This is a genomic window from Pseudobutyrivibrio ruminis AD2017, assembly GCF_000424305.1.
In the GTDB taxonomy this organism is placed as follows: Bacteria; Bacillota; Clostridia; order Lachnospirales; family Lachnospiraceae; genus Pseudobutyrivibrio; species Pseudobutyrivibrio ruminis_B.
In genome coordinates this window covers 1-12,739 of sequence record NZ_AUJQ01000018.1, presented here as the reverse complement: position 1 = coordinate 12,739, position 12,739 = coordinate 1, and the positions used below count along the sequence as shown (strand labels likewise).

Genomic DNA, 12,739 nt, shown 5'->3' with positions numbered 1-12,739 from the left:
GGTATTAGCAGTCGTTTCCAACTGTTGTCCCCCTGTACAAGGCAGGTTACCCACGCGTTACTCACCCGTCCGCCACTCAGTCAACAAATCGTCACCCCGAAGGGATCGTGATAAGTTGCTTCGTTCGACTTGCATGTGTTAAGCACGCCGCCAGCGTTCATCCTGAGCCAGGATCAAACTCTCATGTTAAAAAGTTTAATTCCGAATCAGTATAAAACTGACTTGTTTACTAATAAAGGTTTCGTTTCATTAAGAAACTTAAATGAATTTCAAGGATACATGTTTTAAAAACTTGTATTAATTCAAGGTTTGTTTCACTGTTCAGTTATCAATCTTCGCTTATTTGTTTTGCTCTGTGTGACTTGCTGTCCCTCAGTGCTCGATTATAATATCACCTAGAATCACTGTTGTAAAGCCTTTTTTGATGATTTTTTCAAAGTAAATCAATAGCGTGAAAACGAGGTTATTGTGTGAATTGTGTCAATTATTTACGCAATAATATTTTAGGCCTTTTAATAGGCCTTTGCCTTCTCTTTTTCGAAAAACTCGCTTAGCTGTGTCAGTAGTGCAAACTTACCTCTTGTCTTAAGAAGATATCCTTCAGGCTTAAGATCCAAGACATTCATAACAGATTCCTTATCGCGCTTGTTAGTCAAAAAGATTACAGGTATTTTAGAAGTCTTTTCTTCCGAGCGAAGCATTTCAAGAACCTGTGGGCCTGTTGTGATTGGCATTTCATAGTCCAACAAAATCAGGTCCACTTCATTGGTAGCAAGGAAGGTTATCGCAGCCACACCGGAATTAACCATAAAAACATAATAATCTTCATCCAACCAACTTTTTATGGTTCTAAGCATAGTGCCATCGTCATCAACAATAAGAATCCTTTTCTTCTGCTTTCTGATATCCTCATCCTTAAGAACCTGCTCCATTTTAGTGGCAAGCTCCTTTACATTGATAGGGCGCACAAAAGATGCCGCATATCGTCTGCCTGGAATAAATTCCTCAAGAGTGTCCATATCATCCTTTGAACCGATTACAGAAAGCGATATCTCTCCTTCAACGGTTTTATCATTAAGATAGACAAGGACATCACGCATATCCTCCATGTCATCTATATATAGAAGAAAGACAGTTGTTTTCTCTTCTATCTTTTTTAAAGCATCCACGCTAGCTTCAGTTTGAATGATATCAAAACCGCGTTCAGAAAGCTCCTTTATGATTGAGTTCACCATAAAGCTCTTATTATCCCCTACAAGTACAATTCTTTTATCCATAGGCTACCCCTTTGTTTAAATTAGTAAGTACTTATAAAATCTCAAGTAAACCATCTCTGTCCACAGCAGACATTAATTCTTTAACTTTATTATATTTGTTTTTAAAACTTGAAGGAATAGTATATTCCTTTAGCATAAGCATTATAGAATCCGCTGTATCAAAATCGTAAGCCTCTATCAGTTCTTTCATATCTTTGAAGGCTCCCTCTAACTGCTTTGCAGGTATCTCTGGAAGATTTGCATCCTCCTCTTCAGCAATGGCAGATAGATTGTCCTTATAACTACGATAATATTCTAAGAGCTTCGGGGTCAGTTTATTTATTTCCTCGCATTTTTCATTATTACCTAAATCTTCCAGGTTCAATGCCATTTCTGATAGTTCTAAGGCGCCAATCAGTCTGGCAGAGCTCTTAAGAGCGTGCACTAAAACCGTGAAATTTCTGATATCATTTTCCCTTAAGTAACCCTCTATGGCATCTGCGTTTCTATCTATTGAATTATAGAAATCTGTAACGACGTTTTCGTAGGTTTCTACATCGCCGCAATTGTTAATTCCCACCTCTAAATCCACTCCTTTGAGTTTGTGGAGCGAACTGTCGCTAGGGACAACCTTGGCAAACTCGGGTTTATAGTTATCTTCGCCGTTGTTAATAGAAACAGAAAGAATCTTTTCGACAGGAAGATAATGTAATAGCATCTTCTCCAGCTGAATACCATTTACCGGCTTTGAAATATAGTCGGTGAAGCCATGCTCCATGTATTCTTCCCTTGCACCAGATATCGCATTTGCGGTAAGAGCAATGACTGGAACATCTTTGTTAAGATTGTCTGGCAATACCTTCATTGCCTCGAAGGTCTCTATACCATCCATTTCTGGCATTCTATGATCAAGGAAGATGACATCAAAATGTTGTTTGGTAACTAAATCCAAAGTTTCCTTTCCGCTCTCCGCTGTGATTATTTGAATCTTTGTCTGCTTTAAAAGACTCTTTATCACAGTAAGATTCATCTTGGTATCATCAACGACTAGGATTTGTGCCTGAGGCGCCTGGAAGGATTCATGATACTTCTCAACGCTATCAAGATACTCCCTGTATTTTTCCTTAAAATCACCAATAGGCTCGCGAGAAACTACCTGTTGTTTTACGCCAAATGAGAAAATAGAACCAAGGCCGTATTTGCTTTCAACTTCAAGCTTTGTATCCATCATTGCTAATAGTTTCTTAACAATGCTCATACCAAGGCCTGTTCCTTCGATTGTCCTGTTTCTAATCTCATCGATTCGTTCAAATGGCGAATACAGGCGCTGCAAATCCTCTTCCTTAATACCGATTCCCGTATCTGAAACTTCAAAATGAAGAATAATATTTTTATCGTTATATTCTTCATAAAAAACAGATAAAAGAACCCTACCCTTTTCCGTATACTTAACGGAGTTAGTAAGAATATTAGTTACCACCTGCTTGAGTCTTATTTCATCTCCAATAAGATTTGCCGGCATGTTTTTATCTACATCAATTTCAAGCTCCAGATTTTTCTCATGAGCTTTTGTTGAAACCATATTTACCAAATCGTTTAGAAGTGATCCTAAGTTATATTGAACCGGCAAAATCTCCATCTTACCAGCTTCAATCTTTGAAAAGTCTAGTATATCATTCACCAAGCTGAGCAACGAATTGCCGGCCGATTTAACATTTGATGCATACTCGATAACTTGCGAATCATCCGATTCACGAATAATCATTTCATTCATTCCAAGGATGGCATTAATTGGTGTTCTAATTTCATGCGACATGTTCGATAGGAAATTTGATTTTGCCTCATTGGATTTTTTGGCGATTTCCAAATCTGCCTCTATCTGCGCCTTCTCCTCTTTTCGTTGTATAAACGCCTCCATTTCATATACCATTTCATTCAAAGCGTTATACATGACCTGGATTTCATCCTTGGTGTTGACCTGAATGTCATCAACCTTATGTCCATATAGAATCTTGTCATCATCTGATGCCGTGGCATATTTTTCCATGAAAGAAGACATCTCGCCAATCGGCGTACAAATATACATCTTTGTAAAGTAATTACTGATAGCGGCTATTGGCACACCCATGCACAAAAGTAACAATACCATTTTCAGGTCAAATGCAATCATTGGACCATCAATTATGAAATCTATTTTTTCTAACTGTTTTTCAAAATCCTGATCAACTAGCCTTTCAGTGGTTGTGTTATCTGAAGATATTTCGTGGCGTTGAATAAAAAAATGTTTAATATCTGGGAATAGAACCATCATAAACATTCCTACACTAAGGCCCATTAAGATTTCGATTAAGATAATAACCGTTGTTATTTTTACACTAATTTTAGTTTTCTTATGTTTCTTTTGAAGCTCATGATTGTTTTTGTAAGTCTCAGTATATGCATATGTTATAGGAAAGATATATTTAAATTTGTCAGGGAAATAATTGCAGTATATATATAAGAATAAACCTGTGCCATATACAGCTAAAAGTTCCTTATAAGTATAGAGATTTACATCGGACAGACTTAAACTTCCATAGCTTAATTCATCTAAAACCGTGAAGCACAAAAACTCATTAAATGTAATTACAAGCACAGATAATGTACATGTAAAAAAAGTACGCAGCTTTGTTTTAAACCAATAGTACTGTCCGCATAATGAGAAGCACACCATGACAGACATATGGATTATCATGGCATATGCATCGTCCATTTTAAAATAAAGCGAAACAACAAAGGCCAGCATAAATACGATGGCTGAAACATAATATCCATATAACCCGGCAATAAGAATTGCTGGGATTAGGTAAAATCCCGTTACCACATCACCATTAGTGGCAAAATAATCGCCACTGTGATGAGAAACTATATAAAAGAAAGCTAGCGAAAAAATTATGAGTATAAACCAGGAAATAAATTTTTTCATAGGCTTCACTCCATGAATAATAAAAAAGCATCTCTACTTATGCTAGCATAAGTAGAGATGCCATTCTCCTAATATTTATGAACTATCTGTTATTTCTTTGTGATTTAAGTATCCAACATCTGGATTTTCTACCATTCTATATCAACAATTTTGCCTGAGCGCGAACGTAAACCAGTTATCTTGCCTGATTTCCACTCCTTTGGAAGTGCTGGAAGAAATAAATCTTCCCCTTCATGACTTTGAAGTAACATCTCCGCAATTCCCGCTACCAAACCAAAGTTTCCATCGATCTGGAAAGGTGGATGATTATCAAATAAGTTTGGAAGAAGTGACTGTCTCATAAAAGCCATGATGTTTTCATAGCACTGCTGCCCATCACCAAGTCTGGCCCACATATTTATAATCCAGGCTCTGGACCATCCTGTATGTCCTCCGCCATGTGAAAGTCTTCTTTCGATTGTTGCGCGTGCTGCCTTCAAAAGCTCAGCTTTATTCGGGCTATCGAAAAACTGCTTTCCAGGATATAAAGCAAAAAGATGGGATATATGTCTGTGGCCAAGCTCTACCTCTTCATAATCCTTTGCCCACTCCTGTATGGTTCCTTTCTTTGATATTTGAGGCTTAGGAAGCTTTTGTAAAATATGACTATAGCGCTCTTTCTCATCCGCACTAATCAGGCCTGTTTCTATCAATCCGCTAAAAAGCTCATACAGAATCTGTGCATCCATTGATGCACCTTCGCACATCATTCCCTTTTCACCACCTGAAAGCTTATATGTGTTCTCAGGTGAAACTGTAGGCGATACCACAAGCTGACCTGCTTCATTTTCAATAAGGGTATCCTCAAAGAAAAGTGCAGCCTCCTTTATTATAGGAAGATATTCTTCCATAAATTGTTTATCTTTTGTATAGCGATAGTGCTCCAACAAATGAAGACACAGCCATGCTGCACCCATCTGCCAATAGCTGGCTGCCTGCCAACTATCCTGTGGAGCACAATCTCCCCACATATCTGTGTTATGAAATGCCATCCAGCCTCTTGCGTTAAACATTTCAGAGGCGGACTTTCTTCCATTTTCTACCATGCGTTTCATCAGATTAAACAAAGGCTCATGAAGCTCCGATAATCCGGTGACTTCCGCTGGCCAGTAATTCATTTCTGTATTTATGTTGATGGTGTATTTGCTATCCCATGCAGGCGAAAAACTATCGTTCCAAATTCCCTGCAAATTAGCAGGCAAACTTCCTGGCCTGCTAGAAGAAATCAATAGATATCTTCCGTAAGCAAACAAAAGATTTATAAGTCCATTATCTGTACCACCATCTATAACCGCCTGCAATCTTTCATCTGTAGGAATGTGATCCCTGTTCTCGCATGTGATTTCAAGCTTGCAGCGATTCATAAGATTTTCTATATCAGCTACATGTCTTGCTTTAAGCTGTTCGTAGCCTAAACGTTCAGCTTCATCCAATGTCTTAACTACATCTTCGACAGGATTATTACAGTAAAAATCTGTCTGAGAAGCAACGATTATTTCTGTATCTGCATCAGTATGAAGCATTCTTCCTCTAATAAATGCACTGCCTTTGATCGCGCGAAAGGCCATGCAGAATCTGACTCCATCTGCTCCAGTACAGCCTTCCATGCAGATGGTATCATCAGAAAACTTATATACCTTCTCACATTGATTGCTACGTTCTGCAAAAATGCGTAGTTTTGCACCCTGGCCCTTTATGACCATCACCTTGTCCACATAAGATATAAAGCTTTCCCTCTTAAATGCTACGCCATCCTTAGTGTAACTAACTGTATGTATTCCTGTATCGATATCAAGCTGGCGCTTATAATCTGGGATGTCTTCAATGCGTTTAAGCTGTCCACTCCAGCCTTCACGTATCCCCAAAATCTGGATACGTTCCTGTCCCTCTGGGATGATAAACAAATCCGCAAGAGGTTCGTAGTGGCTTTGATAATCTGGAATACCTGCCATGGCTTCATGGGCAAGTTCCTCAGCATCGGCGATTCTTCCTTCTCTAATAAGCCTTCTTATTTCAGGAATGTTTTCCCTGGCATCTGGATTGATACGGTTCCTATATCCGCCCCACCAAACGCTATCATTATTAAGCTGGAAACGATCAATAACCGTCCCGCCAAAACACATGGCCCCCATAAATCCATTTCCAAGAGGAAGCGCACTGTTCCAATCTTCTGCCGCTTTTTTATACCAAAGCCAATTCATTATTCTAACCCCAATCATTTCCTATATTTATTCTAGAAATCACATTAGCATAAAACAAAATGGTAAGCAATGCGTTTGTCCCATGTTTCACTTGATTCTTGCCCAAAATCCTATAAAATTATACCTAGAGTGTAGATAATTAATGGGAGGATTTATATGAACAAAATAATGGAAACAAAGGCCGTTCAGGCATCTTTGTGCTATAAAGATCTTACAGATAGGTTAGATATTCATCCTAGTGCTAAGGTCTTTTTTAATTTGTCTGATGACAGACAAGATATGATAGAAAAATCATGCTACACACATAATCCATTTCCTGGTGTTTTAAAGCCCGTGCTTTTATCTCTTAGAAAGAAAGCTGTAAAGAAGCTTTATGAAGAAGAAAAAATTCTTCAGACCGGACCAGCGGCTGCTATTCTTGCTTTAGATACTGCGCTTACTCAAGAAATCGGAAGTCTTCGTACAGGCAATAAAGATACTCAGAATATTTACTGCGATATTGATTTGGCCGGCCTTCAGGTTATTCGCCTTTACATGAGCGCCTATGAAGGAAATGCTGATTTTATCAAATCTCGTTACAATTCCGCAATCAGAGTAGATAACGCACTTAATGGTTCATTCTACAAATACAAAACTGCTGATGGCCGAAGCTTTTCTGCTCACGTTTATTATGAATCGCAAAAACGTATTATGTTAAAAACTCTTGGAATTACCAAAAATCCAGATAAGTTTACTTTTGGTTCAATGCCTTTTGATAAGATCGCAACTAAAAAGGCTATAAAAAAATGGAAAGCTTTAGATCTAGAGGAAAAGACTTTTGAAAATGGCGCATGCGGATGTATGCTTAGAACCCGTGATGAATGGGAAGCTACTGAAGTTGGTAAAGCTGTTTGCAATATGCCTCTTTTCAGATCTACAAAGGTAAACGATGCACCTGTAAAAACATTTGATTCAAAAGATATTTCTAAGGGACCATTGTCTGGTATCAAGGTTTTGGACTTAACACACATCATAGCAGGCCCTGCTTGCACACGTCTTCTTGCTGAGGCTGGTGCCGATGTACTTATGATCAGAAGAGGTGATTTCATTCATCAGGAACAAGCTATGCTTGAGCTTGATGGTTGGGCTGGCAAAAACAGTATTCAGTTAGATTTTAATATCAAGGAGCAGCTTGATAAAGCTAAAGCATTAGTTAAGGAAGCAGATATAGTTGTATGCTCTTATCAGCATGGGGCGCTGGATAAATTTGGACTTTCAGAAGCTGACATCCACGCCCTCAACCCTAATATAATCTATGCATCTTTAATGTGTTTTTCAGATACAGTTTGGGCTAACCGTCCTGGCTGGGCTCCATGTGCAGAAGATATCACTGGACTTAGCGTTAGAAATGGATCTTTGGAAAAACCTATTAATCTTAACGGTGTACCACTTGATTACATACCTGGAATGATTCTTTGCGCTGGTGTTTTAGATGCATTGAAAAAGCAAATGACTGTCGGTGGATGCTACACTGTTACAGGTTCCCTAACTCGTGGTGGCTATTGGCTTCACGAATGCACAGATATGTGGGAGTCAAAAACTTCCAAAGCGGTTGATAATATCGTTTACAACCAAAATATCGATTGCTTTAACACTGCATTTGCACATGTAACCAATACAGCGGTAGGTGACGTTTTCTTCCCTGCACCTGCGACAAATATCGGTTTGGATGAAAATAGTTATCGCATATCCAATATGCATTTTACAGATGGAAACTCAACTTTCAAATCTGCAAAATAAGATAATAGGAGTATAAATAATGAATAAGAAATACGATGCACTTTTCACACCTTGGAAAATAGGAAACTGTGAAATTAAAAATAGAATTGTTTTAACATCAATGGGTGGTACCGACCTTTTTGGATGGATGGAGAAAAATCACTTTGACAAGGCTGGCGCCGATTTCATTCTCAGCGTTGCAAAGAACAATGCCGGTCTTGTTTTACCTGGATGCCAGCCTGTTTACAATCCAATGTTTGGGCAGTGGCTCTATAAAAACAAAAAAATGTATAAAGACCTGGCTGCTTGGATGCCAGAATTCCACAAAACTGGAGCTAAGCTTTTCGTACAGCTTACAGCAGGCTTCGGTCGTTCCTTCACTGTAAGCACCATGATGGAAACTCTTTATAACAATCCTGTCCTTAGAGTTCTTTCTAAGCCTGTTATGGATTTAGATAAGATTACAGCCAGTGCCAGCCCTTCTCCTAACAGATGGTCGGACAAGCTTCCATCTAGAGCTTTAACTGTTGAAGAGATACACGAATTTGTTACAGCATTTGGAAAGACTGCAAAACTGCTTAAAGAAGCAGGTGTTGATGGTGTGGAAATCCACGCAGTTCATGAAGGATATTTGTTAGACCAGTTCACTCTGGATTATGTTAATAAAAGAACTGATGAATACGGTGGATCTTTCGAAAATAAATATCGTTTTGCCGTTGAAATCGTTCAAGAAATCAAAAAACAATGTGGCCAGGATTTTCCGGTATCATTAAGATACAGTGTTGTTTCTAAAACAAAGGGATTCAGAGAAGGTGCTCTTCCTGGTGAAGAATACAAAGAAGCTGGTCGTGATTTTGAAGAATCAAAAAAGGCTGCAAAATATTTACAGGATGCAGGTTACGATATGCTTAACTGCGATAACGGAACTTACGATGCATGGTATTGGGCTCATCCTCCAATCTACATGCCAGAAAACTGTAACCTGGAAGATGTAAAAAATATTCGTAAATACGTAGATATCCCTGTTGTGTGTGCAGGCCGCATGAACCCAGAAGTAGCTGCAAATGCTATTGAAAACGGTGATATCGATGGTGCAGGGTTCGCAAGACAATTCCTTGCTGATACTGAATGGGTTACTAAGCTTATGAATGATAAGGAAGACGATATCCGTCCATGTATCCTTTGCCACAGTGGATGCTTCAATATGTGCCACTACAAGGGCGTTCCTAACGACCAGGATCTATCCGACAGTCTTCATCTTGCAAGATGTGCAGTTAATGCAGAAACTATGCAGAAGGATAAGCATTTCATTAAACCAACTACATCGCCAAAGAAGGTTATCATCATTGGTGGCGGAATCGGTGGTATGGAAGCTGCTCGCGTATTAAAGCTTCGCGGACATGAGCCTGTCATCTACGAAAAATCTGACCGCTTAGGTGGAACATTCATTGCTGCCAGTGCCGAAAGCTATAAAGGAAAGCTACGAGATTTGTTAGCATGGTACATTAGAAAAATGGATGAGATGAAAATCGAAATTCATCTTAACACTGAAATCACTGATATCAAGGAATTTGGTTCAAATCCTATTATCGTTGCAACAGGATCAACAGCAAGAGTTCTTCGTAGCGTTCCTGGACATGAAAAAATGATTGAAGCATGCCAGTTCCTTACAGGTACAGATGTAGGCGAAACTGTTGCTGTTATCGGCGGTGGCCTCACAGGTAGTGAAATCGCTTACGAGCTTGCTCTCAAGGGTAAGAAACCTATTATCGTAGAAATGAAGGATGATCTGGTTTCACAAAAGGGTGTGTGCCTTGCTAATAGCTCTTATTTAAGAGAATGGTTTGCTTGGAAAAATATCCCAGTATATCTTGAAACAAGCCTTAAAGAAGTTAATGATAATGGCATTATCTGTGTCACTAAGGATGGAAAGGAATTTCAGCTAGCATGCGATTCAGTTATTAGTTCTGCTGGCTACATTCCTACACCACTTGTTTCTAAAGATAACAAGCCTGGAAACGTTGAACTTGTAGGAGACTGCAACGGTATTGGAAATCTTAGAACTGTAATTTGGCGTGCTTATGAAGTGGCAATGAAAATATAAACTATTGGTTTATTCTTTCATATTTGATATATTCACGTATGTATAATTTAATAGTATTGTGTATTTTCATAGTACTATAATCTATTTAACGGAGGAATTCATTATGAAAAAGATGACATTAGTATTAGCTTTAGCACTCAGTCTTTCGCTGGTAGGCTGTGGACAGACAGAGGCACCAGCCTCTTCAGAAGCCGACCAGACAGTTGAAACCACGGAGTCTACTGAAACACTTAACACTGAAGATTCAACAGAAGCTTCTGATTCTACTGTAACAGAGGAAGCTGAAGAGGATGATGGTTCTTACTGGTTAAGTGGTTATCTATTGTCTTCTGAAAAAGACAAATCTGGCGAGCCAGATGAAAATGGTAATCCTCAGGCAATCATCTATGTAGCTAAGATTGACGGCGATAGCTTTATTGTCGAAGGCGCTACTAATATGAGACAAAAAGAAAGCGACGAGGCTGTAGAAATGGGCCCTGGTGATTCTGCTGAGTTCATAATTACAGATGAGACTGTATTCCAGATGTGTGGCGGTGAAGACGGCCCTGAAACAGTAACAAAGGATGAATTTGCAGGTTATCTTGAGTCTTGCGCTGATTCAGGCTTACTTTTGGATTTACAGATTACTGGAGCAAAAGTTACTATGGCTAAGATTCGTGCCTAGCACATAGGTCAAAAGATTACAAAACGAGGGCATAGCTGCCCTCGTTTTCAGAGTGTAGACAAAGTGTCGCGGCTTCCGCCGCGACCTTTTCTTTTTTTATAAGGAGGAACTGGAGTCAGAGGACCCCAGTTCTTTCATTTTTAAACCAACTTATACCTTAGAAAGCCTTGATTTTACAAGCTTTATAGCCACTTTTTTGATATAATAAAACTATCAAAACAAGGGGTTAGAATAATGATTACAGAACAAAATGAGAAGGCTAGAAAGCAGATTGAATTTGTATGTACTGATGATTTAGTTCCTCAAGATCATCTTCTAAGAATCATAGATAAAGCAATTGATTGGTCTTTTATTTATGATTTAGTCAGAGATAAATATTCTCCTGATCAGGGGCGTCCAAGTATTGATCCTGTCACTCTAATCAAAATCCCATTGCTTCAATATTTATACGGAATTAAAAGCATGCGCCAGACTATAAAAGAGATTGAGGTGAATGTTGCTTTTAGATGGTTTCTTGGGCTTGAACTTTATGATAAGGTTCCTCATTTTTCAACCTTCGGTAAGAACTATTCAAGAAGATTCGAAGGTACTGATTTATTTGAGCAAATCTTTCAGCACATCTTGGAAGAATGCTATCGCTTCAAACTTGTTGACCCAACAGAAATTTTTGTTGATGCAACTCATGTAAAAGCAAGAGCTAATAATAAAAAGATGCAACGAAGAATCGCTCAGCAGGAAGCATTGTTTTATGAAGAGATGCTAAGAAAAGAAATATCATCAGATAGAGCTGCTCATGGTAAAAAGCCATTGAAAGATAAAGATGATGATAACCACTCATCTGGTTCGTCAGGAGGTAATGATAAGTTTGAAGAATACACTGATGATGTTCCATTGGATGGTAAAACAATCAAATGTAGCACTACTGATCCTGAAAGTGGTTGGTTTAGAAAGGGTGAGCACAAACATGTCTTTGCTTATGGAATAGAAACTGCCTGTGATAAAAATGGGTGGATTTTAGGTTTTGATGTTAATCCTGGCAATGAGCATGACAGCAGAACTTTCAAAGGTCTGTATGATAAGCTTCAAAATATTGGAATGGAAAAATGTGTTGTTGATGCAGGATATAAAACTCCAGCCATTGCGAAGTTATTACTCGATGATGGTGTAAAACCTGTTTTTCCATACAAAGCACCAATGACAAAAGATGGTTTCTTCAAGAAATATGAGTATGTCTATGATGAATACAACGACTGTTATATTTGCCCTAATAACCAAATATTAAAATACAGTACTACAAACAGAGATGGTTACAAGGAATACAAAAGTTGCAGTCACATATGTGAGAAATGTGAGTTCTTAGGACAATGTACAGCAAGTAAGAATCACGTAAAAGTTGTAAACCGTCATGTCTGGGAAGAATACATGGAAGCATGTGAAGATATAAGACAGACCTTAGGTATGAAAGAGTTATACTCTCACAGAAAAGAAACCATAGAAAGAATCTTTGGAACAGCTAAAGAGAATCATGGTTTTAGGTATACACAGATGTATGGTAAAGCGCGCATGACAATGAAAGTCGCGCTTACCTTTGCGTGTATGAATTTAAAGAAACTAGCAAAAATGCAACAAGAATGGGAATTGAAAATGGCCTAAAGAAAGGCCATTTTTAACAAAAATCCAAAAAAGAATCTTGGAAAAAGGAAAGGATGCTGCAAAACCGAGTTTTGCAGCATCCTCTTTGTCTACAGTCTG

7 protein-coding genes and 1 rRNA gene are annotated in these 12,739 nt (G+C 38.5%); 4 read left to right on the top strand and 4 right to left on the bottom strand.

From position 1 onward, the window contains the following. The 4 genes from G611_RS0109995 to G611_RS14605 form a co-directional block, all read right to left on the bottom strand. Positions 1-189, bottom strand: a 16S ribosomal RNA gene (locus G611_RS0109995); the annotation flags it as partial. A 323-nt stretch (positions 190-512) separates the two neighbouring features. Then, entirely contained in the window at positions 513-1,277 is a 765-nt protein-coding gene (locus G611_RS0109990) for a response regulator (RefSeq protein WP_028243491.1), read from the bottom strand. Positions 1,278-1,308: 31 nt separating this feature from the next. After that, positions 1,309-4,221: a response regulator gene (locus tag G611_RS15435; protein WP_051195203.1), complete on the bottom strand. Its 2,913-nt coding sequence runs from the start codon at positions 4,219-4,221 to the stop codon at positions 1,309-1,311. A 128-nt stretch (positions 4,222-4,349) separates the two neighbouring features. After that, positions 4,350-6,461: a glycosyl hydrolase family 95 catalytic domain-containing protein gene (locus G611_RS14605; protein ID WP_051195202.1), complete on the bottom strand. Its 2,112-nt coding sequence runs from the start codon at positions 6,459-6,461 to the stop codon at positions 4,350-4,352. A 156-nt stretch (positions 6,462-6,617) separates the two neighbouring features. Here G611_RS14605 and G611_RS0109975 point away from each other — a divergent pair, with 156 nt between their 5' ends. The 4 genes from G611_RS0109975 (at position 6,618) to G611_RS14600 (ending at position 12,640) form a co-directional block, all read left to right on the top strand. Beyond that, the gene (locus G611_RS0109975) at positions 6,618-8,240 is read left to right on the top strand and encodes a CoA transferase (RefSeq protein ID WP_028243490.1); all 1,623 of its coding nucleotides are present in this window, start codon (positions 6,618-6,620) and stop codon (positions 8,238-8,240) included. Between the two features lie 19 nt (positions 8,241-8,259). After that, positions 8,260-10,323, top strand: coding sequence for an FAD-dependent oxidoreductase (locus tag G611_RS0109970; RefSeq protein WP_028243489.1), 2,064 nt, complete (start codon positions 8,260-8,262; stop codon positions 10,321-10,323). Between the two features lie 103 nt (positions 10,324-10,426). Beyond that, positions 10,427-10,987 carry a hypothetical protein gene (locus G611_RS0109965; protein WP_028243488.1) on the top strand — a complete coding sequence of 187 codons (561 nt, stop codon included), beginning with the start codon at positions 10,427-10,429 and terminating at the stop codon, positions 10,985-10,987. A 234-nt stretch (positions 10,988-11,221) separates the two neighbouring features. Then, entirely contained in the window at positions 11,222-12,640 is a 1,419-nt protein-coding gene (locus G611_RS14600) for an IS1182 family transposase (RefSeq protein ID WP_155942219.1), read from the top strand. The last annotated feature ends 99 nt before the right edge of the window (positions 12,641-12,739 follow it).

What these genes read in the sequence shown, in the direction of transcription:
- G611_RS0109990 (WP_028243491.1), bottom strand. Translation starts at nt 1,277, where the DNA reads ATGGATAAAAGAATTGTACTTGTAGGGGATAATAAGAGCTTTATGGTG.
- G611_RS15435 (WP_051195203.1), bottom strand. Translation starts at nt 4,221, where the DNA reads ATGAAAAAATTTATTTCCTGGTTTATACTCATAATTTTTTCGCTAGCT.
- G611_RS14605 (WP_051195202.1), bottom strand. Translation starts at nt 6,461, where the DNA reads ATGAATTGGCTTTGGTATAAAAAAGCGGCAGAAGATTGGAACAGTGCG.
- G611_RS0109975 (WP_028243490.1), top strand. Translation starts at nt 6,618, where the DNA reads ATGAACAAAATAATGGAAACAAAGGCCGTTCAGGCATCTTTGTGCTAT.
- G611_RS0109970 (WP_028243489.1), top strand. Translation starts at nt 8,260, where the DNA reads ATGAATAAGAAATACGATGCACTTTTCACACCTTGGAAAATAGGAAAC.
- G611_RS0109965 (WP_028243488.1), top strand. Translation starts at nt 10,427, where the DNA reads ATGAAAAAGATGACATTAGTATTAGCTTTAGCACTCAGTCTTTCGCTG.
- G611_RS14600 (WP_155942219.1), top strand. Translation starts at nt 11,222, where the DNA reads ATGATTACAGAACAAAATGAGAAGGCTAGAAAGCAGATTGAATTTGTA.